Annotated in this window: 20 protein-coding genes; 10 read left to right on the top strand and 10 right to left on the bottom strand. The window is 61.8% G+C overall.

Annotated elements, in window-relative coordinates; all coding sequences use genetic code 11:
• The first annotated feature begins 89 nt into the window (after positions 1 to 89).
• Positions 90 to 1,088: a GlxA family transcriptional regulator gene (locus ACO06R_RS07910; RefSeq protein ID WP_421858185.1), complete on the top strand. Its 999-nt coding sequence runs from the start codon at positions 90 to 92 to the stop codon at positions 1,086 to 1,088.
• 78 nt (positions 1,089 to 1,166) lie between these two features.
• On the opposite strand, the gene ACO06R_RS07905 is transcribed toward ACO06R_RS07910, so the two are convergent.
• Positions 1,167 to 1,778 carry a TetR/AcrR family transcriptional regulator gene (locus tag ACO06R_RS07905; protein WP_421858182.1) on the bottom strand — a complete coding sequence of 204 codons (612 nt, stop codon included), beginning with the start codon at positions 1,776 to 1,778 and terminating at the stop codon, positions 1,167 to 1,169.
• Between the two features lie 109 nt (positions 1,779 to 1,887).
• On the opposite strand from ACO06R_RS07905, the gene ACO06R_RS07900 reads away from it, so the two are divergent.
• From ACO06R_RS07900 to ACO06R_RS07890, 3 genes are read left to right on the top strand one after another with little or no spacing between them, the layout of a single operon-like run.
• Complete coding sequence (locus ACO06R_RS07900; RefSeq protein WP_421858180.1) at positions 1,888 to 3,036, top strand: efflux RND transporter periplasmic adaptor subunit; 1,149 nt, start codon at positions 1,888 to 1,890, stop codon at positions 3,034 to 3,036.
• Positions 3,037 to 3,039: 3 nt separating this feature from the next.
• The gene (locus tag ACO06R_RS07895) at positions 3,040 to 6,174 is read left to right on the top strand and encodes an efflux RND transporter permease subunit (RefSeq protein ID WP_421858178.1); all 3,135 of its coding nucleotides are present in this window, start codon (positions 3,040 to 3,042) and stop codon (positions 6,172 to 6,174) included.
• A complete protein-coding gene (locus ACO06R_RS07890; RefSeq protein ID WP_421858175.1) occupies positions 6,168 to 7,034 on the top strand; it encodes an ABC transporter six-transmembrane domain-containing protein in 867 nt (288 codons plus the stop codon). The genes ACO06R_RS07895 and ACO06R_RS07890 overlap by 7 nt, the downstream gene beginning before the upstream one ends.
• A gap of 98 nt (positions 7,035 to 7,132) precedes the next feature.
• On the opposite strand, the gene ACO06R_RS07885 is transcribed toward ACO06R_RS07890, so the two are convergent.
• From ACO06R_RS07885 to ACO06R_RS07875, 3 genes are all read right to left on the bottom strand, one after another.
• Positions 7,133 to 7,423 carry a hypothetical protein gene (locus ACO06R_RS07885; protein ID WP_421858173.1) on the bottom strand — a complete coding sequence of 97 codons (291 nt, stop codon included), beginning with the start codon at positions 7,421 to 7,423 and terminating at the stop codon, positions 7,133 to 7,135.
• A 33-nt stretch (positions 7,424 to 7,456) separates the two neighbouring features.
• Entirely contained in the window at positions 7,457 to 8,284 is an 828-nt protein-coding gene (locus ACO06R_RS07880) for a DUF1194 domain-containing protein (protein ID WP_421858171.1), read from the bottom strand.
• Positions 8,285 to 8,384: 100 nt separating this feature from the next.
• A complete protein-coding gene (locus ACO06R_RS07875; protein WP_421858169.1) occupies positions 8,385 to 8,789 on the bottom strand; it encodes a hypothetical protein in 405 nt (134 codons plus the stop codon).
• A 227-nt stretch (positions 8,790 to 9,016) separates the two neighbouring features.
• Here ACO06R_RS07875 and ACO06R_RS07870 point away from each other — a divergent pair, with 227 nt between their 5' ends.
• Both ACO06R_RS07870 and ACO06R_RS07865 read left to right on the top strand, forming a co-directional pair.
• Positions 9,017 to 9,343 (top strand): CU044_2847 family protein, encoded by a 327-nt coding sequence (locus ACO06R_RS07870; RefSeq protein ID WP_421858166.1) that lies wholly within the window; start codon positions 9,017 to 9,019, stop codon positions 9,341 to 9,343.
• Positions 9,340 to 10,668, top strand: a complete 1,329-nt coding sequence (locus ACO06R_RS07865) for a S8 family peptidase (protein WP_421858163.1) — start codon at positions 9,340 to 9,342, stop codon at positions 10,666 to 10,668. Before ACO06R_RS07870 ends, ACO06R_RS07865 begins: the two co-directional genes overlap by 4 nt.
• Positions 10,669 to 10,768: 100 nt before the next feature.
• On the opposite strand, the gene ACO06R_RS07860 is transcribed toward ACO06R_RS07865, so the two are convergent.
• The gene (locus ACO06R_RS07860; RefSeq protein ID WP_421858160.1) at positions 10,769 to 11,212 is read right to left on the bottom strand and encodes a hypothetical protein; all 444 of its coding nucleotides are present in this window, start codon (positions 11,210 to 11,212) and stop codon (positions 10,769 to 10,771) included.
• A gap of 77 nt (positions 11,213 to 11,289) precedes the next feature.
• On the opposite strand from ACO06R_RS07860, the gene ACO06R_RS07855 reads away from it, so the two are divergent.
• Positions 11,290 to 11,586, top strand: a complete 297-nt coding sequence (locus tag ACO06R_RS07855) for a hypothetical protein (protein WP_421858157.1) — start codon at positions 11,290 to 11,292, stop codon at positions 11,584 to 11,586.
• Here ACO06R_RS07855 and ACO06R_RS07850 read toward each other — a convergent pair.
• Positions 11,563 to 11,988, bottom strand: coding sequence for a VOC family protein (locus ACO06R_RS07850; RefSeq protein ID WP_421858154.1), 426 nt, complete (start codon positions 11,986 to 11,988; stop codon positions 11,563 to 11,565). The two genes, ACO06R_RS07855 and ACO06R_RS07850, sit on opposite strands and share 24 nt — an antisense overlap.
• A gap of 69 nt (positions 11,989 to 12,057) precedes the next feature.
• On the opposite strand from ACO06R_RS07850, the gene ACO06R_RS07845 reads away from it, so the two are divergent.
• Positions 12,058 to 12,648: a TetR/AcrR family transcriptional regulator gene (locus tag ACO06R_RS07845; protein WP_421858151.1), complete on the top strand. Its 591-nt coding sequence runs from the start codon at positions 12,058 to 12,060 to the stop codon at positions 12,646 to 12,648.
• A gap of 15 nt (positions 12,649 to 12,663) precedes the next feature.
• On the opposite strand, the gene ACO06R_RS07840 is transcribed toward ACO06R_RS07845, so the two are convergent.
• Positions 12,664 to 15,225, bottom strand: coding sequence for a GcvT family protein (locus tag ACO06R_RS07840; RefSeq protein ID WP_421858148.1), 2,562 nt, complete (start codon positions 15,223 to 15,225; stop codon positions 12,664 to 12,666).
• Between the two features lie 200 nt (positions 15,226 to 15,425).
• Here ACO06R_RS07840 and ACO06R_RS07835 point away from each other — a divergent pair, with 200 nt between their 5' ends.
• Positions 15,426 to 17,135, top strand: a complete 1,710-nt coding sequence (locus ACO06R_RS07835; RefSeq protein ID WP_421858145.1) for a hypothetical protein — start codon at positions 15,426 to 15,428, stop codon at positions 17,133 to 17,135.
• 30 nt (positions 17,136 to 17,165) lie between these two features.
• Complete coding sequence (locus tag ACO06R_RS07830) at positions 17,166 to 17,336, top strand: hypothetical protein (RefSeq protein ID WP_421858142.1); 171 nt, start codon at positions 17,166 to 17,168, stop codon at positions 17,334 to 17,336.
• 177 nt (positions 17,337 to 17,513) lie between these two features.
• Here ACO06R_RS07830 and ACO06R_RS07825 read toward each other — a convergent pair whose 3' ends face one another.
• The 3 genes from ACO06R_RS07825 to ACO06R_RS07815 all read right to left on the bottom strand — a co-directional run bounded on the left by ACO06R_RS07825 (position 17,514) and on the right by ACO06R_RS07815 (position 20,470).
• Positions 17,514 to 18,941, bottom strand: a complete 1,428-nt coding sequence (locus tag ACO06R_RS07825) for an aspartate aminotransferase family protein (RefSeq protein ID WP_421859272.1) — start codon at positions 18,939 to 18,941, stop codon at positions 17,514 to 17,516.
• Positions 18,942 to 19,010: 69 nt separating this feature from the next.
• Entirely contained in the window at positions 19,011 to 20,030 is a 1,020-nt protein-coding gene (locus ACO06R_RS07820; RefSeq protein WP_421858139.1) for an NAD-dependent epimerase/dehydratase family protein, read from the bottom strand.
• Positions 20,027 to 20,470: an EamA family transporter gene (locus ACO06R_RS07815; RefSeq protein ID WP_421858136.1), complete on the bottom strand. Its 444-nt coding sequence runs from the start codon at positions 20,468 to 20,470 to the stop codon at positions 20,027 to 20,029. Before ACO06R_RS07815 ends, ACO06R_RS07820 begins: the two co-directional genes overlap by 4 nt.
• Positions 20,471 to 20,491: the final 21 nt, after the last annotated feature.

The following is a 20,491-nucleotide window of genomic DNA, read 5'->3' as shown; positions in this document are numbered from 1 at the left end:
GTTTCGTTTGACGCACCTGCGCGTTGCTGATCTTCTTCCTCTAATAGAGAAAGTGGACCAACGGTCCGCACTGGAGCATATACACTGAGATGACGGACGAGGCCGCTCTTCGGAAAACAATTGTTTTCTACCTGATGCCGGAATTCACGATGATCGCGTTCACCGCGGCGCTGGAGCCCTTGCGCTCCGCGAACCGTGCGCTTGGCTACGACGCCTATAGCTGGCGTCTGGCAAGCCATGACGGCCAGCCCGTCACCGCATCCAATGGTGTGACGGTTTCTGTCGGCACCTCCATCGAAGAAGAACGCAAGCTGATGCTCGGCCAGCACCGGCCAAGCATCGTCTTTGTTTGCGGCGGCTTGAATGTCGAGCAACACAACTCCAAGTCGCTCTCGGCCTGGCTGCGCGAGGAGCACAACCGCAGCGTCAAGATCGGCGGCCTGTGCACTGGCGCTCACACGCTCGGCACTGCCGGCCTCCTGACCGGCAAGCGTTGCGCCATCCACTGGGAAAACCTGCCAGGCTTCCAGGAGGCGTTTCCGCAGGTCTCGGTCTTCTCAGACCTTTTTGAGATCGACGGTAATGTCTACACCTGCGCCGGCGGCACCGCCTCGCTCGACATGATGCTGTCGCTGATCGGCGACGATTTCGACGACAACACCGTCAACCGCATCTGCGAGATGGTGCTGACGGATCGTGTGCGCAGCCCGACCGACCGGCAGCGCCTGCCCTTGCGCGCCCGCCTCGGCGTGCAGAACGCCAAGGTGCTGACAATCATCGAACTGATGGAATCGAACCTTTCCGAACCGCTGTCGCTGCTCGAGATCGCCGCTCATGTCGGCCTTTCGCGCCGCCAGATCGAGCGCCTGTTCCGCCAGGAGATGGGCCGTTCGCCGGCCCGCTATTATCTGGAAATCCGCCTTGACCGCGCCCGCCATTTGTTGATCCAGTCATCAATGCCGGTCGTCGAGGTGGCGATCGCCTGCGGCTTCGTTTCCGCCTCGCATTTTTCCAAATGCTACCGCGAGGTCTATTCCAAGTCGCCGCAGCAGGAACGCGCCGAACGCAAGCAGCTTCTGGTCGCCTAGGACCGGAGGTAGTATTGCGCCATGGCGTCGGCGGACACCTTCGCTACGACGGTGCCCGCGCTGCCGTCGATGCTGAGTTCAGGGCCGTAGAGATGCTGTGATGAAGTCCTTCAATCCACCCAGTACATGGCGCATGGCCGCTTCACCGAGCACGGTGCGGTAAGCGCTGGCGTCGATGAGGTCAATGACGAGCTGGGCGGCCTCATCTGCATCGAGGTTCGCGCGAAAATCTCCGTCGTCCGCTCCGCGCGTGATCACCAATGCCAATGCCGCTGTCAGCTCCTTGCGGTTGGCGACAAACAATTCGCCAATATCGGGTTTGCGCACCGCTTCGCTGGATACTTCGATCGTGAGGATGACGTTCTCTGGTTTGGCCAGATAGTTCGCGTAGGCTGTGACGAAGTTATCTAGTGTTTTCGGCGCGGGTGCGGGCTCGGCGAGCAGGTCCAGGAATGGATCAAGCTCGTCGCGTTCCAGAGCTGCGATCTCGACCAGCACGTCATGTTTGCCCGAGAAATGATTGTAGAGATTGCCAAGGCTGACGCCGGCACGCCTGGCAATGTCGCGCACACCGGTCTGATGATAGCCGTTTTCGATGAAACACATCATTGCGGCTTCGAGGATTTTCTCGCGCCGCCGCGCTGCCGCCTTGTCGCGTTTTGTTTCCTTTTCGGTCGGCTTGTCGGACACAAATCCTCACATTCTATATTGAACGAACGATCGTTCATAATATATATGACCTGCCATCAAACAGGGCAAGCGACTTGGTAATCGTACCGGCGAGGAGACGGGGACAGACATGAGCGATCCCACCACTCAGTTATCGTCCAGGCCCAATCGCCGTTGGCTCTGGATCGCTCTTGCCGTGGCGATCCTGGCCGCCGTTGTCGTACTCCTTGTGGAGACCGATGATACCGCCAATGTGACAGTGAAAGATGCGCCCGCGCCGGCGCCGACCGTAACCTTTCTCGAAGTCGCACCTGCCGATACGACGGCAACCATTTCAGCCTTTGCCGAACTGCGCCCACGCTGGGATGCGGAGATCCGGAGTGCCGTCGCCGGCCGGATCACCGTGGTTCATGATACGGCACTGGCTGGCGAACGTGTCGCAGCTGGCACGCCTCTGTTCGCGATCGAAAGAACGCAGTACGAGACCGCCGTTGCGGCTGCCGAACTGAGCCTGGAAGAAGCCAAGTTGTCGCTCTGGCGCGCGCAAAACGCTGTGCTGCTCGCGCGCCGGGAGTTCGAACGAACAGGCACCGAACCGCCCAACGATCTCGCATTGCGGCTGCCAGAACTGCATATCGCCGAGCGCACTGTGGCTTCGGCCGAAGCGCAGCTGGAGGCCGCGCAACGCCAACTGGCTGATACCGTTGTGATGGCTCCGTTTTCCGGGTTCATCACTGTGCGAATGGTAAGCCTCGGCCAAACGGTCTCCGCAGGCGAAGCGCTCGTCCATCTCTCTGATGACCGTCAGTATGAGATGACAGTCGAACTGGGACAGGCCGAATGGGCGCTGCTTGACCATCCCGTTGCCGGCCAGCGGGTGGTCTTGAAGCGTCGGGACGGTGCACCGATTGGCGAGGCGCGTATCCGGCAAGGCGGCGGGTTTCTGGACCCGCAGACCCGGCAACGTCGCCTTTTTCTCGATGTCATCAATCCCACCGAGACCATCCTTGCCGGTGACTTTGTACAGGTGGCTATTGAGGGCCGCACAATTGCCGACACGCTCACCATACCGGAATCCGCGCTGACACGGGCGGGCCATGTCTGGATCGTCGATGTGGAGGACATGCTCATGCGATTGGCGCCAGACATTCTGTTTCGATCTGGCGACAAGCTGACGATCTCGGCACCTGAAGGCAGTGGCCCTTATCGGATCGCGATCACGCCGCTGGCCTCTTTCCTGCCCGGACAACGGGTGACGCCGCAACCGGCCGAGGACTAGATCATGCGCGCGCTCACCTCCTGGTTCATCCGCAATCCCGTTGCCGCCAACCTCATGATGGCGCTGATCCTGTTTCTGGGCGCGCAGACCGCTCTGACGATCCGCATCGAGGGCTTTCCGCGCGTGCCCCCGGAAACGGTCGAAATCAGCGTCCAGTATCCCGACGCGACTGCCGAGCAGGTCGACCAGCTGGTCACGCAGAAAATCGAACAAGCCCTCGAAGGGCTCGAAGGCGTGCGCTCAATCACGTCGCAGTCCTCCAACGGTTTCGCAAACATATCGGTGCGCCGGGCCGGCGGCCAGGAATTGCAGGCGGTGCTGGACCGCGTGCGCTTGCGTGTCGACGGGCTGACAGACCTGCCCAGGCAAACGCGCCGCCCGGTCATCGAGACGTCGGCCTTCGACTTTCCAGCGCTTTATGTGAATCTCCATGGCCCGGCCGACCCGGCAACGCTTCAAACCCTCGCACAACGGCTCAAGGAGGAGCTTCTGGCACAGCCGGAACTGTCGCGGCTGCAGATATGGGGGCTGATTCCACGCACGTTGCGTATCGAGATCGATCCGGACCGGCTGCGTCAGTATGGTTTGACAGTCGCCGACGTGACCGCCGCCATCCAGGCCAATTCACTCGATTTCCAGGCCGGACGCCTGCGCACCGATGGCGGCACAATCTTTCTGCGCGCCGATGATCGCGCCCTCTACGCCCCGGACTATGCCGCGTTGCCGGTCATCGAAAGACCTGACGGGTCACGCGTGCCGCTAGACGATCTGGCCGTGATCGAAGACGGGTTCGAGGAAGGTGATTATCTGTTCCGGCTCAACGGCGAACCGACGGTCGGCATGGAGGTGCTGGTCGGCCAGAAAGAAAACCTGCTCGACATCAGCCGCGTGGTGCGCGGTGTTGTTGAGGACTTCGAGCCACGGCTTCCGCCGTCGATCGGTGTTTCGGTCTGGGGTGACAGCGCCGGCTACATTTCCGACCGGTTGGCGTTGCTGCGTTCCAATGGCGTTCAGGGCCTGCTGCTGGTGACGTTGATGCTGTCGATTTCCCTGAATGTCCGGCTGGCGTTCTGGGTGGCGATGGGCATTCCGGTCTCGATGATGGGCGCGATCGCCGTCTCCGGCACGTCGTGGGTGGATTACTCGCTCAATGATGTGACCACCTTCGGCCTGATCATCGCGCTGGGTATTCTGGTCGACGACGCCGTGGTCGTCGGCGAAAGCGTTTTCGAGGAACGGCGCAGAATAGCCGATCCGGTCAAGGGAACCGAGATCGGCGTCGAACGCGTCGCGGTCGCCACCGTGTTCGGCGTACTGACCACCATCGCCGCCTTCTACCCCATGCTGCTGATCGACAATCCCCTGGGCAAGGTGCTAGCCGGTTTTTCCGGCATCGTGATCCTCGCCCTGATCTTCTCACTGATTGAAAGCAAGTTCATCTTGCCGGCGCATCTGGCTCATGTACCGATCGATGACGACCGGCCGCACTTTCCGGCGCGGTTGTGGGGCGCTGTGCAGGATACCGCGCAATCCGGGTTGGCTTGGTTTCGCGACACCGTCTATCAGCCCGTGCTGGTCCACTCGGTGCGTCACCGCTATGCCGCGCTGATCCTTTTCATCGCCGCCGCAACCGGAGGGCTGGGGCTGATGATCAAGGGCCAGGTCCAGACCGTGTTTTTCCCCGAGGTGCCAAGCCAGGTGATCACCGTCAGTCTGGAAATGGATGCGCGCGCGCCTTTCGGGCTGACCCGCGCGGAAGTCGACCGGATCGAGCAAACCGGCCGCGACCTGAATGAGGAGCTTCGACAACGCGCCGGCATGGACAATCCGCCGATCGAGACCTTTTTCACCATCATGGAAGGTGCGGGTGGCGCACAGATATTCGCCGAGATGGTTCCGGTGGCCGATCGACCGGACGTGCCGGTTCTCGACGTGGTGCGCGAGTGGCGCGAACGCGTCGGCCCGGTCGAAGGCGCGACCGAACTGGAGTTCACCGGGTCGGAGGCGCTAGCCGGCGGGTTTCAAGTCAGACTGGTGTCGAAGGACACGGATCTGCTCCGCCAGGCGAGCGGCGAAATGCGCCGTTTCCTGGCACGGCTTGAAGGCGTATCCAACATCCGCGACAATCTCGACGGCGGCCAGCCCGAACTGCGGCTGCGCCTGCGGCCCGAGGCCCGCAATCTCGGTTTTTCGACCGAGACGCTGGCAACGCAGATCGGCTATGCCTTCGGCGGCTCCGAGATCACGCGTTTACGCCGCGACGGCGCGGAGGTGCGCGTCGTCGCGCAGAACGCTCGCACCGCGCGCGACACGATCGACGATCTCACGCAGAGCCACCTGCGTAGCGCCAGAGGCGCCTGGGTTCCGCTGGATACGGTTGTCGAGATCACGGGTACTTATGCATCTGGCGTTGTCACGCGCCGGGACGGTAAACGCATGAACACTGTGGCCGCCTCCATCGATCGCGGCCTGGTCGCCCCCGAGGAAGTGGGTCAGGCGATCTTCGAGCAACTGGTGCCGGAACTGGCCGCACGCTATCCGAGCGTCGAAGTGATCGCCGCCGGCGAACTGGAGGAGATGGGCGAGATCCGCGGCGGTCTGATCAATGCGCTCATCCTGGCCGCGGTGCTGATCTACGTGCTGATGGCGGTGCCGCTCAAGAGCTACTGGCAGCCCCTCGTGATCCTCGCCATCGTGCCCTTCGGCTTCGTCGCCGCAGCCGTCGGTCACATGATCATGAACGTTCCCCTGTCACTCCTGTCGTTCTTCGGCATGCTCGCGCTGACCGGCGTCATCGTCAATGACAGCCTTGTGATGATCACCCGCTACAATCAGGCACGCGAGGATGACGAGCCCGTGGCCGAGGCGCTCAGGACCGCAGGTCTTGGCCGCTTCCGCGCCATTTTTCTGACGACGGCCACCACAGTCATCGGCCTGATGCCGCTGCTGACCGAGACATCGGAACAGGCCCAGTATCTCATTCCGGCTGCAGTCTCGCTGGCCTTCGGCGAATTGTTCGGCACCGCGCTGATGCTGCTCCTGGTGCCGGTGCTGATCGCCGTCGCCGAGGACGTTATCGGGTTGTTCAGGCCAGCCCCGAAGCCGGTCTCGCCTGCCCCCGCCGATACTGCATGCTGACCGGCCGCGACCTCACCATCGCAACGCTGTTGCGCGTGTTTCGCGCGCGCATTGCGCTGACCTGGGCGATGATCCTCGCCGAAACCGCCCTGACAGCGCTGATCCCGCTGTTTATCGGCTTTGCCATCGACGGCATGCTGGCTGGCGCCATGCGGGAGTTCTGGACCTTGGGCGGCATCATGACCGCGCTGATCGTCGTCGCTGTTATCCGCCGGGTCTATGACACCAGGGCCTATGCGAGCATCCGTGTCGAAATGGGCCGCGAACAGGCGGCGCGATCGGCAGCGTTGCCCGTATCGACCCTCAATGCGCGTCTCGGCATGGGGCGCGAACTGGTCGATTTCCTCGAACACACCCTGCCTGAATCCATGGCGGCGGCGGTCCAGCTGACAATCGCGGTTTTGGTCCTCTACGCCTTCTCGCCTGTCCTGGCCTTCGCCGGCGGCATGGCGGCGCTGGCAATTGTGCTGATCTACGCGTTGTTTCACCGGCGGTTCTACCGCATCAATGCCGCTCTCAATCAGCAGACCGAAAAGCAGGTCAGCATCCTTGAACAGCGCAAGAACCGGCCGACGCTCGCGCATCTGATGCATCTGCGGCGCCACGAGGTTCGTTTGTCAGACACCGAGGCCGTACTCTACGGCGCGATCTTCGTCGTGCTGCTGGGTCTTGTCCTGTTCAATCTGTGGTACGCGACCAGCGAACTCGAGATAACGGTCGGCACGATCTTCTCGATCATCAGCTATTCTTGGGAGTTCGTCGAAAGCGCGCTGGCCCTGCCGGTCACGCTACAAAGCCTGTCGCGGCTTGCCGAGATCACCCGCCGGCTCAATGGCGTGGATACAACCGCCGACCCCTGATCCGGTCTCCCTGGCCGGCCGCCAAACGGGCGCCGCCGGCGGCTTCGTCGCCGCGTTGATCGCTGGCCCAAGAGCGGGTTCGTTCGGCGGTGGCCCCGCTAGAGCGTGTTCCGGTCAGATTGAATCGCTTGAACGCCGGGATTTTGTGCAGTGACAAGGAGCGGAAAACGAAGCGGGTCGAGACCCGTCAGCTTTTCGCGACGCTGCTCACTGTGCAAAAGATCAAGTTCAGGCGATCTGATGTTCTTCAATGTTCTCAGTTGCATGACCTCCGGCTTGAGGCTGCTTTCCGCCCCGGCGGCGTCGAAATCCTCAACCGATGCACCAGCATCGCCCTGCGGTCTTCTCCTGGCCGGTTGCGAAAACCATCTCTCATCAAACTGCTTCAATCTGATCGGAACACGCTCTAGAGCGTTTCCCGGTCACTGCAGATCGAAATCGTCGAACTGCCACATGCGCTGGCGCCAGATCTTCTCGCCGATCAGGCAGTCATAGGGTTCTTCGAGGATCAACTGCGCCGGCACGACCGGCGGCTGCGCCGGCGTCAGGCCGCCGATTTCCAGCACCAGCTTGCGGCGGACCGCCTCGGCGAACTGGCCCCAGTCGTCGACCGGCACCATGAAGGCGCCCGGCCCGCCAATGACGCATCGTACATAATAGCGGTCGAGATCATCGATCCCGAAGGCCGCGCCGGGACCGCTAAGCGTCATCAGGGGCAAGCCGTTGATGGTGATGCCTGTCGCAAGCGCGGCGTCGCGCGCCTCGGTCACGGGAAGGCCCTGATTGTTCGGGCCGTCGCCGGAGATGTCGATTACCCGTCGCAGCGGCTCGTAGGGGACGCTTTCCAGCAGCGTCGTCGCGCGACCGATCGCGCCGGAAATCGATGTCCGCCGCTGGCCGGCGCTGTAATTCGCGCGCAATGACTGCGCGACGCGCTCGGCATCGGCGGCACTTGCGATCAGTGTCCAGCCGAGCAGCTCCCGCGAATGGGTGTCGTTCGCCCACTCGAACATCGCGACCGCGATCCGGCCGTAGAGCCCGCGCTCGATGGCGCGAACGACCTCCGGGCTGCTGATCGCCGCTGCATAGCCCTCGCGCTGGATCTGCAACTCTTCCTGGGACATCGACAGCGACACATCGACGGCCAGAACGAGGGCGATATCGACCGGCTCGTCGCCGCGCGCCGCGCCCTGGCCCACGCCAAGCACAGCCGCTGCAAGGAACATCATGCGCAATAGTTGCGATGCCATGCTTTGAGACTAGCACGAACGAAGGTCTTGGCCACGCCGGGAACGGAAAAGGACGCCGGACATTCAAGCCTTCCTCCCCGGCCGCACTGCCGGCCGCCGGTTAGCGCCCGACGTCCTCAGCCACGATGCAGTCGAAGCTCTTGCCCTGTAGCGGCAGCAGGTCGCGCTGGGCCTCAAGGTTCCGCAACTCGACATAGGCCTCGTTTGGCAGCCGGAAGACGTGCTCGTTGGCGTTGTGCCGCGCGCCATTGCCGTAGCGCAGACGGAAGATGGCCAGCAGTTCGTGCTCCAGCTCCGACAGCGCGTCCTGCGTCCGGCGGGTGATCAGGGTCCGCGACTGCGCGCCCCACCGCTCCGCCCGGCGGAACACCTCAAGGATCACCGCATAGGTCTTGCCGCCGCCGCGCCCGCCGTCCAGCAACAGGTCCCACTCCATGGGCAGCGAGAGGACGCGCGACTGGAACGGCGTCGGGGAGATGTCGATGGTGGAGGCGGCCTGCATCATCGGGGAAGGATAGCTGGATCAGGCACTTAGCGCTGCCGGAGATAGTTGTTGCCTGATATACGTCCTGGCTTTCGGTTGCCTGCTGTTTTCGCAGGCCTTCTGAATGATAGATATTGCGCTTCTGTTTGGTGCCATGAAGGCGGGCAGATAGAAGAGCCCCCTAAGTATTGGATTTCCTGACCAACCTACCTCTGCTATCATATAGATTAACTGTAGGAGAGGCTCTCATGAACGATAGTAAGTCGGGATCAAATTTCCAAATCCAAATCTCCCAAACGCGCGGCGCTGTAACTCCAGAGGCAAACACTGAAGACTTTGTAGAGGCCACAGAAGAAAGACTTAAACAAGTTTCCGAATTGATTCGAAAGGGTTGCGCAAACGTTGCTGAAAATCTGTTTTCGATTCCAAATCCACCAGCCGAAATCGCAATGGAATTCGGAGTGGATGTCGGTGGTGAAGCTGGGATACCATTCGTGACAAAGGGTACAATCAACGCTAACTTCAAAGTCAGTGTGACGTGGCAGATTGGGTCCAATGGGGGTGACGTAAGTTGAACTGTTTTGAGCCAGGTCGAGTAGTTGTTGGTCCAGGGCCTGAGTGGTCGCCCGACGGTGAGCAGCAGCTTCGCGAGGAGCTTGGAGCCGACTTTGAGATTTTACATGACGTAAGTGACGTTTTGCGCGCCAATGACGTACCCATCGGCGAAGAGTTTTACAGGCATAAAGGTCGCCTGCCATTTGTTGCAAGAGTTCCCGAGGGGTCAGAAGAGGAAATCGCAGGCAGACTTCGGTTGAACCAGTTTAGCCGTGGACGCATTGATGGTGCCGTTCCAGACTACCTTGTACGACCGAACGCATCAATTGACCTGAATACAAAGAATATTTCGGAAGCGATCGCAAGCGCAAGAGCGGACGTTGCTAGTTCTGAATGTGGACGAAGCTGCACCGTCGGCATTATTGACTCGGGTCTTGATTTTGACCTGATGACGGATCATCGCGGTTCAATCCACCGACAATTGAATGCGAAAGACCCGCTGAACCCAGATACCCGCGACGGAGACAGGACGGGCCATGGCACTCTGGTAGCGAGCATCGTGAACAAGATCGCACCCTCGGCACGAATTATTCCGGTGAAAGCGTTCGATACCGACGGAACTCTCAGTGATGTGCTTGCAGGGCTCTATTTGGCGCACACTGCTGGCCCATGCGATGTGATTAATCTGAGCCTAAGCATGAGCTGCGACCCAGATCATTGTGAGGTATGCAGCTCACCGCTGGACGCGGCCATGAACATTAAGCAGCTCAAGTTCTTTTTTGATAGATTTGTTGATTTTGCCGGAGACGTCGTATTGATTGCGGCGGCTGGAAACAACCGCTCAAGGATTGCGAGCCCTGCGGCGTTCGAAAAAATGATAGCCGTAGGTTCTTATCACTTTAGAAATCTTAGCCCATCCTCGCAGTACAAAGCTGTGCCCAGTGACCGGTTCATCCTCGGACCCGACGGAGCAAAGGTTGTTGGGGAAGAGCTAGCAAGCCGCCCCGGACTTCGCCGGGATGACCTCATGTTTGGTACATCCTTTGCTACTGCATTCGTCAGTGGCGTAGCGGCACGGGTTATCTGTGGCCTGAAAGGCGGCCCATGCCCTCACGGTTCTTACGCCAGAAGAATTCAACGCTCTACTCACAGCGTTCGTCAAATGGTCTTAGATGAATTGGCGGCAAATGCTGATTGTTCTTGGCCTGGATACGACCCCACTCAGCATGGTTTGGGACGTCTACGGCTGACTGGCGACACTGACAGGAGTAGACCGTCAGAAGCTTCCGCTCGGAAGCGGATGCAGCGACGGCGCGCCATTAACGATCCCAACCAAGGTTTGTAAGACAGCTGTCGCCCTTCTTCGTGTAATTTGAGCAGGGCAGATACTATTGGCCGAGCCATACTTCGCTATGCGCAATGGCCGACGTGCGCTCACGAGTGCGCTACTCATGCCCACCCCCCGGCGTCACGTCCACCATGCGCTGGTACTCCTCGGGGGTCATGGCGGAGGGCAGGTTGATGTTGACCTGCACGTTGGTGCTGCCGCCCTCGGGGGCCTCGCCCTCACGGTAGGCGTGGCGGGCCTTGAGCGCGAAGATCACCGCCGTCACGTTCCCCTCCATCGCCAGCTCGTGCAGCTTGGCGACCAGTTTGTCGTGCTCCTTGGCGCGGCCCCGGTCCAGCGCCTCCTGAACCTCGGGCTGGCGCTGGCGGCACCTCATGAAGGCGTCCTTGCCCATGCGGAGCGCCTTGGCGATGGTGGAGACGGCCACGCCCCGGGCGGCCAGCTCCTCCACGACCTTGAGGCCCCGGCGTCCGATGCGCCACTCGCTCTTGCCCGCGTCGTTCACGACCCGCCGGGCGGGTATCTCAGGCGCTTGCGCCATCGGCCTCCCCCCTCATCTCATTGGCGACCCGCTGGACCACCGACTTGCCCACCCGCAGCTCGCGGGCGATCTTGTTGATGCCGAGGCCCTGCGCCCGCAGCGACCTGATGGCCTCGCAGGTGCCGTCGCCGGGTTTGGTCGGGTCCCAGTTGTCGGGCGAGATAGTGAGGCGTCAGCCGAACGCCGAGCACGGGGTCGTGATAGCGGGCGTTAAGATAGGTCAGGCCGGTCTCGGCGTCATGGCGTTCGCCGATCCACGACTTGCCGGTGGCAAAGCCCGTGTTGGTCGGCTCGCCATAGGGCCGGCAGGCGGTCGCCTCGCCGCCGGCGTCCCGCCTGCCCGCAATCACCTATTGCGGCAGGGCGTCGCCTGAATACATCGCCGCAAACTCCGCCGATGGCGGGATCGGCTTGATGATATCGACCAGGTTGCCTGACGGATCGCGGGTGATGAAATGGCGCTGGCCAAATGCCTCGTCGGTCAGCGGCTTCAGGATCGGCAGGCCGTTGCGCTTGGCCTCCGCGTGGATGCCGTCCGGGTCCTCGACCTCGAAATTCAGGATCACCGACGGCGCCGGGGCATTGCCGTCAACCGGGATCGTCTCATGCCCGGTTTGCAGGATCGCCAGATTGACGGACGGGTCCTCGCTGGACTGCAAATGCACATACCAGTCGCTTTCGAAGGCGGGCTGGAAGCGGAATTTCTCAACGTAGAAAGCAGCCGTTTCGGCCACCTTGTCGGTCACCAGGACCGGATAATACTGGGTCGATTTCATGGCTTTCCCTTTTCGTTTCATTTACATACAATGTGTATGTATATTCGAATTAACATACAGGCTGTATGTATGCAAGAAAAATCGAATTCGATTCCCAACGAGACCCGGACGGCCAGAACCAAGGCGGCGCTCATCGAGGCGGCGCGGCAATTGTTCGTCGACAAGGGATATGCGGCGACCGGCACGCCGGAACTGGTCAAGGCCGCCGGCGTGACACGCGGCGCGCTCTATCACCACTATGCCGACAAGCTGGACCTGTTTCGCGCCATCATCGAGCGCGAGAGCGCCGCTGTCGCCACCGCCATCGAGGCCGCGTCGGCAAATCCGCAAACCGCGCTTGGCGCGCTTAAATCGGGCGCCAGGGCCTATTTCGAGGCAATGCGCGTACCCGGCCGCACGCGGCTTCTTCTGGTCGACGGGCCGTCGGTGCTCGGCACGGAGGCGATGCATGCCATCGACGCCGCCTCGTCCGGCGGATCGCTCGCTGCCGGACTGCAGATCGGCATGGATAACGGAGAGATCCGACCGGTGCCCGTCGCCGCTCTGGCTTCCGTGCTGAGCGCCGCATTCGACCGCGCCGCCCTCGATATCGCCGAAGGCGCATCGCCAGATGACATCATCGCCGCCATCGACGCGCTGCTCGACGGCTTGCGCGCCTGAACGGGCTGCCGCCGATCAGCTCCGCGGTTTCAGGTTGTCCGGGTCATACAGCGGGCTGTAGCCGACGCCGGCGACTTCCACCGGATAGGTCTCACCGAAATACTCGACCGTCAGCTTGCGTCCCTCCTGGCAATAGTCCCACGGCAGATAGGCGAGCGCGATGTTCTTGCCGATGGTCGGCCCGTAGGCGACCGATGTCGTAAACGACCGGCGGCCCAACGCGTCGACCAGCGTTTCGCCGGTGTCCGGGTCCATCACCGGCATGATGCCGACCGGATAGCGCGCCACGCCGGCCGCATCCACATTGTCGGTCATCACCAGCGTACACAGCATCGCCGGCTGGTGGTCGCGGGCGCGGTATTCCAGATGCTTCGCCTTGCCGCGGAAATCGGCCTCCTTGACCTTCGGCCGCGCCAGATCGGCTTCGTAGAGATTGTACTCCGTCAAAAGGTCGGCGTTCTGCAGGCGCAGGCTCTTTTCCATGCGCCGGCTGTTGGCGTAGGTCTCCACGCCGAACGCCATGACCCCGGTTGCGCGCAACGCGTCCCACACCGCCAGCGCGTCCCCGTAGGCCATGTGCAGTTCGAAGCCCTGTTCGCCGACATAGGACAGCCTGAGCGCGGTGATGTCGGTGCCGGCGATGCGCAGCGGCCGAAGTGCCGCAAACGGGAAGTTCTCTTTCTCCAGCGCCGCCGGTTCCTCGACCACCTTCTGCAGCGTCTCGCGCGCATTCGGCCCCCAGATGCCGATCGTCACGAAATCGTTCGTCACGTCGGTCACCGTCACGTCGAAGCCCTTTTCTGCGGCGACGCGGCGCATGTAGTGGAAGTCGCGCGGGCCGGCATCGGCGCCGTCGATCACTCGGCAGCGGTCTTCCATGCGCAACACCGTCAGGTCGGCGCGCACCATGCCCTCATCGTCGAGAAAATGCGTGTAGATACCCTTGCCGACCATGGTGTCGCCGCCGATCTTCGCCGCGCACAGCCACTCCATCAGCGCCACATGGTCCGGGCCTTCCACGTCATAGATGGCGAAATGCGACAGGTTGACGATGCCGCAATCCTCGCTCATGGCAAGTTGCTCGGCATTCGACACGCGCCAGAAATGCCGGTTGTCCCACTCGTTTGCGCGCACCGGCACCCGGTCGCCGTATTTCTCCAGCAGATGCTCGTTTACGGCGTAGCCGTGGGCGCGCTCCCAGCCGCCAAGCTCCATGAAATACCCGCCCATTTCCTTCTCGCGCTCGTAGAACGGCGAGCGGCGCACATTGCGCCCGCCGGCAAACGGCTCGCGCGGGTGCACGGCGGGATTGTAGATCTTCATCGCCGTTTCTGTGCAGCGTTCGAAGATGAACTGCTCGTCCAGCATGTGCGGCAGGAAACGTGCATAGTCGACCGCGTGATGGTCGATTTCGGTGCGCCCGTCGGTCATCCAGTCGGCAATGAGCTTGCCCATGCCCGGGCCATCCTTGACCCAGATCGCAACCGCATACCACAGCCCCCTCACCTGCTGGCTCTCGCCCATCGACGGGCCGCCATCGGTGGTCACCTGCAAAAGGCCGTTGAAGGAGTAGTTCTCGTTGTAGCCCAACTCGCCGAGGATCGGCGTCAGTTCCATCGCCCGCTCCAGCGGCTCGATGATCTGCTCCATGTCGAGATCGCGCTGCGACGGCGACAGCCGCGCCTCTTCCTTTTCAAGAATGTCGCGCGGATGGCACAGGCGCGGATTGGTCTCCTCGTAATATCCCCATTCGATCTGACCGCCTTCCGGCGTCTTCGGATCGCCCGTATCGCGCATGTAGGCGGAATTGCCCTGGTCGCGCAGCAGCGGATAACCGATATCCTTGCCGGTGCCTTCGAACTCCTTGTAGGGCCCGAAGAAGGTCAGAGGATGGTCGACCGGCATCACCGGCAGATCCTCGCCGGCCATGCCCGCGATCAGCCGGCCCCACAGCCCGGCGCAGACCACCACATAGTCGGCCTCAATGGTGCCGCGATGCGTCTTCACGCCCTTGATGCGGCCATCGTCGATCACCAGGTCGAGCGCCGGTGTGTTGGCAAAGGTTCTCAGCTTGCCGCTGGCGACCGCCTCGTCCACCAGTTCGCCCGCCACCGTCTGCGAGCGTGGCGCAACAAGGCCGGCATCCGGGTCCCACAACCCGCCCTGCACCATGCTCTCTTCGATCAGCGGGAATTTCTCCTTGATCTCGGCCGGGGTCACCAGCCGGGCGCGCGTGCCGAACGCCTTGGCGGACGCCACCTTGCGCTTGATCTCGTCCATGCGCGCGTCGTCGCCCACACGGGCGACTTCCAGTCCGCCGACCTTGGCATAGCGGCCGCGCTTCTCGAAGAAATCGATCGAATAGAGCGTCGTCCAGCACGACAGGAAATCGTGGCTGGTCGCGTAGCAGAAGTCCGAAGCATGCGAGGTTGAGCCGATGTCGGTCGGTATCGACGACTTGTCGATGCCGATGATGTCGTCCCAGCCCCGCTCGATCAGGTGATGCGCCACCGATGCGCCCACTATGCCACCGACGCCTATGATGACGACCTTGGCCTTCTCAGGAAACCCTGCCATTGCCCGCACTCCGAAATCCGATTTGCGGCGAACTATAGGGCCGCAGGCCCATGTGGTTTCAGCCTGATTGCGACATGGGCCGAACACCGCGCGACGGCGCCGCACCCGCCGCGCGACGGCGTTCTGCCGGCGAGCTTAAACATCTCGTAAGTTAAACCCGCTATTCCCAAGCGTAACAAAACCGAGACGGACGAATTCGCATGGCTTTCCCGGTCGAGAGTGCCGATCGCTTCTATGTGCGGTCGAGCTGGGCGCTTCTGGCGATCCTGGTGGCTCTGGTCGGCATCTGCCTGGCATTGCCGCTGCTGATGCCGCTCGGCGCGATGACCTGGGATACCTATCTCTATCTCGACGCCGCGCACCGCATCGCCACCGGACAGTTGCCCGCCGTCGATTTCTTCATTCCGGTTGGCCCGCTCGGATATTACCTGGTCTACATCCTGCAACTGGCGTTCCCGCAGGCCCAGCCGATCCTGCTGTCGAGTTGGGCGATGCTTCTGGTCACCGTGCCGGTCATGGCGCTCGTTACCGCCGAGGTGGCGCGGCGCTCTCCCGTGGCCGCCATCTGTCTGGTTGCGCCGTTCGTCGCCTACAGTTTCCTGCCGTTCAACACGAGCGAGTATTACGTGTTTCCCGGCTCCGACGGGTTCGGCATCTACAATCGCCACTCCAGCCAGTTGCTGTTCGTCCTGACTGCTGCGCTGCTGTTTGTGCGCGACCAGCGGGTCATGGCCATTGCTGTCGGCGTGCTGATGTTCGCGATGTTCGGCATCAAGATCACCGCTTTCATCGCGGGCGGGCTGCTGTGCGCCTACGCCCTGCTGGCCGGCCGCGTCACCTTGCCCGCTGCTGCGGCCGCCGCGGTTGGCGCGATTGTCGCAGTCGGCATTGTCGAGCTGGCGACCGGCATGATCTCGGCCTATGTGCACGACATCATCGTGCTGGTGACGATGAACTCCGGCGTGCTGGCCTCACGCATGCTGCAGTCGGCCTCGCGCACCGCCGGAACGACCCTGTCGACCATTCTTTTGATCGCATTCTTCCTCTGGATCGCCGCCCGCCACCGGTTTGCCAGCGATGTATCGAACGGTTTCGGTGTCCTCGCGCGCATCCGCGCCGTGGCCGACCAGCCAGCAGGCTGGCTTGCCGTCGCGCTGTTTGCCGGCATCTTCTTCGAAAGCCAGAACACCGGCGGACAGGAACTCATCCAGCTCTGGCCGGTCGTCCTCTATGCACTGATCGCCATCCAGCCGCTGGCGCTGCCCGCCGGTTTCCTTGCGGCGATCTACTTCACCGCGGCGGCAGCCGTCGCCTCGCCGCTCGTCCAGACCGCTCATCACGCGGCCCGCGCAATCGGCACCATGGCCAAGCAGGTGCCGCTAAAGTTCGAGAACCTCAAGACGATGAACGCGGCCACCACGCGTCTGCGCGCCATCGAACGCGCCGGGCGCATGGAACTCCATTACATCGAGCATGCCGACGCACTGCGCGACCTCGCCAACCGCGGCGAGATGGGCTCGTTCCTGCTCTTCTCCGACATGGACTTCCAGTATGGCCTGCTGGAAAACATGGACGAGGTGGTCGCCAGGTTGAACCAGCTGGAACAGGACGGTTGGCGCTACGAGACGATCATGACGCTCGACTTCACCAATCCGTTCCCCTGGCTCCTCGACAAGACCGCGCCAAAACACATCGCAATCGGCGCCGATCCGACGCGCGCCGTGCCGCCGCTGACCGACGCGGTCGCCGATGCGGTGCGCGCCGCCGATATCGTGCTTGAGCCGCAATGCCCCTACACCGACGCGACCAGAATGCTGTTGGAAGTGTACCGGCCCGCGCTCGCCAAGCACCGCTATGTCGAGATTACACCCTGCTACAATGCCTGGATCCTCGACGGCGTCGACGGCTAGAGCGTTTCACGGTTAGATAGAAGTAGTTTGATGATAGATGGTTTTCGCGACCGGCCAGGAGAAGACCGCAGAGCGACGCCCCAAGCATCGGTCGAAGATTTCGACGCCGCCGGGGCGGAAAGCAGCCTCAAGCCAGAGGTCATTAAATTGCGTATGTTGAGTAAATTCGGATCGCCTGAACTTGGTCTTCTGCGCGGCTGACGGCGTCGCGAAAAGCTAACGGGTGTCGACCCGCGTCGCTTTCCGCTCCTTGTCACCGCACAATATCCCGGCGTTCAAGCGATTCAATCTAACCGGGAAACGCTCTAACGCTTTCCAGAATCAGAAACGGGCGGTTGAAAGACCGCCCGCACGTTTTTTTCGTCATGTGTATGTGCGTCAGCCGACCTGGCTGCGCACGAAGTCCTTGACGATCGAAACGATCCCGCGTCCGAGCAGATCGTCGAACGCAGAGATGAACTGGTCGACATGTTCGCGTCCGCAGATCAGCGGCGGCTCGAGGCGAATGACGTTGCGGTTGTATTCGGTAAACGCCACCAGCACATCGTAATCACGCAGCAACAGCGCGCCGATAAACCCTGAAAGCGATCCCTTCAGCTTGTCGTCGAGCACCGAAACCATCGGCCGCACCACCGCAGGCAAAGTCTGGCTGAAGTCCTCGAACTCAAGGCCGACCATAAAGCCCTGGCCGCGCACATCCTTGATGATCGTCGGATACTTCGCCTGCAGCCGTCGCAACTCCGAAATCAGGTAGGCGCCGGTCTCCGCGGAGTTTTCGATCAGCCCTTCGTCATAAAGGACGTTGAGCGTCTCGATCGCCGTTACGCAGGCCTCACCAATGCCGCCAAAAGTCGCTTGCGCGTGGATCATCGCGGTTTTGGGCGTGCCATAAGCCTTCATGTAGATATCGCGCTTTGCAATCATCGCGGCCATGGCAGTCTTGCCGCCGCCGAGCGATTTGGCGAGCGCGGTCACGTCCGGCACCACGCCATGATGCTCGAAGGCGTAGAACCGGCCTGTCCGGCCCAGCCCGCACTGCACCTCGTCGGCGATCCAGATCACGTCGTATTGGTCGCACAATTGCCGCAGCTTCTGCCAATAGGCCGTGTCCGCGGTGATGATACCGCCGCCACCCTGTACGGTTTCCAGGCAGATGACGCCGATCTCCGGATGCGCCTTGAACGCGTTCTCGACGGCCTCGATATCGCCAAACGGCACCTTGATGCCATTCTCAATAAGCTTGAACTCACCACGATAGAGCGGCCCGTCGGTGATCGACAGCACGCCCTTGGTCTTTCCGTGGAACGAATTCTCGGCATAAACGACGAGCGGCCGATCCGGCCCCGCGGCCCGTTCGGCCACCTTCAGCGCCGCCTCCATCGCCTCCGAACCGGAGGAGCCGAGAAACACCATGTCCAACTCGCCCGGCGAGCAGGCGGCGATGTCATGCGCGAGTGCTGCCGCATATTGCGACATGAACGCCATGGCGATCTCGTGACGCTGCTCGTCCTGGAATGTCTTGCGGGCCTCGATGATCCTTGGGTGGTTGTGGCCAAGCGCCAGCGAACCGAAACCGCCGAAGAAGTCGAGGATCTTGCGGCCACCCTGATCGACGTAATACATGCCTTCGGCGCGTTCGATCTTGATCTTGTGGAAGCCCAACAGCTTCATGAAGTGAAGCTGGCCGGGATTGAGATGAGTTTTGAACAGATCCGTCATCGAGGCGACATCGAGCGCCTTGGCATCCGCGACCGAAAGCAGGTCGGGCTTGACGAGCGGACCGGCGTCAAAACCGGTTTCAGGCATGGAGACCGACGGCGCGGCGACCGCCTTGCGGGGCTTCTTGCGGTTCAGGAAATCGAGCATCGTTCTTCCCTATTCGGCCGGCGACGGTGCCGGGATGGCGGTTTCTTCGGTTTGTTCACCGATCACCGTTCGCCGGTAATCGGAGTATGCGTTGATCAGCATGTCCTCGTCGCCATAGTCGGGCGCCCAGCCCAACTCGCGTTTTGCGCGCGAGCAGTCGAGCAGGCAGTGCTCGTCGGCGATGAGATACTGTTCGGGATCCATGATCGGCACGTTCATCAGGTCGAACAGGTCGAGCACACGCTTGACCGCAAATCCCGGCGTCGGCAGCACGAACGAACGTGAACCGGCATGCGCGATCAAGCCGCGCAGCAAGTCGCGCACTGGCGGTGGATTGTCGGACCCAAGATTGTACGCCGCGTTCGGTACATCGTTTTCCCAGGCCAGCCGCGCTGCCTTGGCACAGTCGAACACCGACACGAACTGGTATGGATTGCGCCCCGAACCGATCATCGGCACCGGCAGGTTTGCGTCGATCAGCCGGAACAGCTTGGTCAGGATACCGAGCCGGCCCGGCCCGATGATCAGGCGCGGACGGAAGATCGATATGCGCATGCCCTTGGCGCGCCAATCGGCGGCCAGGTCTTCCGACTTGAGCTTCGAGAGACCGTAGTCGCCAAGCGGCGCGAGCGGATGATCCTCGGTCATCGGCGTTGTCCGGGTATGGCCGTACACCATGTCGGTGGTGAAATGCACCAACCGGTCGTTTTCGGCGGCCGCGAGTGCTTCGATGATATTGACGGTCCCGAAGTAATTGACCGGCCAGAAGAATTCGGCGCGCTTAGCACGTGTCTGGATCGGCGACAGCATCTTGGCCGACAGGTTGTAGACCATGTCGTCCGGCTTGATCTCGACCGCGGCGACCATGGCGGGGTTGGTTACGTCGCAGGGTACGAACCGGACGAAATCATAATGCGGCACATCGCCCATCGCGATGTCGGCGACGACGACATCCTCGCCGCGCCCCACAAGATCCTTCGCGAGCTGGCGACCGACAAAGCCGTCGCCGCCGAAGATAACGTGCTTCATGACTTCAGCTCTTCGGTTGCGGCGGGAGCGGCCGCATCAGCGGTCTTGCCGGGAGCGCCGTTCGTTACGGGATCGCCGCTTTGCGCGATCAGCGCGGTTCCGATGCAGATGAACGCGATGCCGGCGATCTTGTAGACGCCGAGTTCCTCCTTGAACAACCACCAGGCCAACAGCGCCACGACCACATAGGCCAGGCTGAGGAACGGATAGGCGAAGGACAGATCGACTTTCGATAGCACATACATGTGCGAAATCATCGAGATAACCAGCGTCAGCCAGCCGAGGAACACCCAGGGCTGCAGCACGATCTGGATCGATTTCAGGATCAGGTTGTCCTGCGCCAGAACCGCAGCGCTCAGCGAGGTCATGCCTTGCTTGAGGAACAACTGCGCGGCTGCGTTCATCAGCACTGTGAACAAGATGAACGGAATATACTTCATGTCGGTCCCAACCTCGTCCTG

The sequence above is a fragment of the Oricola sp. genome (assembly GCF_965230365.1).
GTDB lineage: Bacteria > Pseudomonadota > Alphaproteobacteria > Rhizobiales > Rhizobiaceae > Oricola.
Note: the sequence above shows the minus strand (reverse complement) of the source record. Positions and strands in the feature narration are given on the sequence as shown.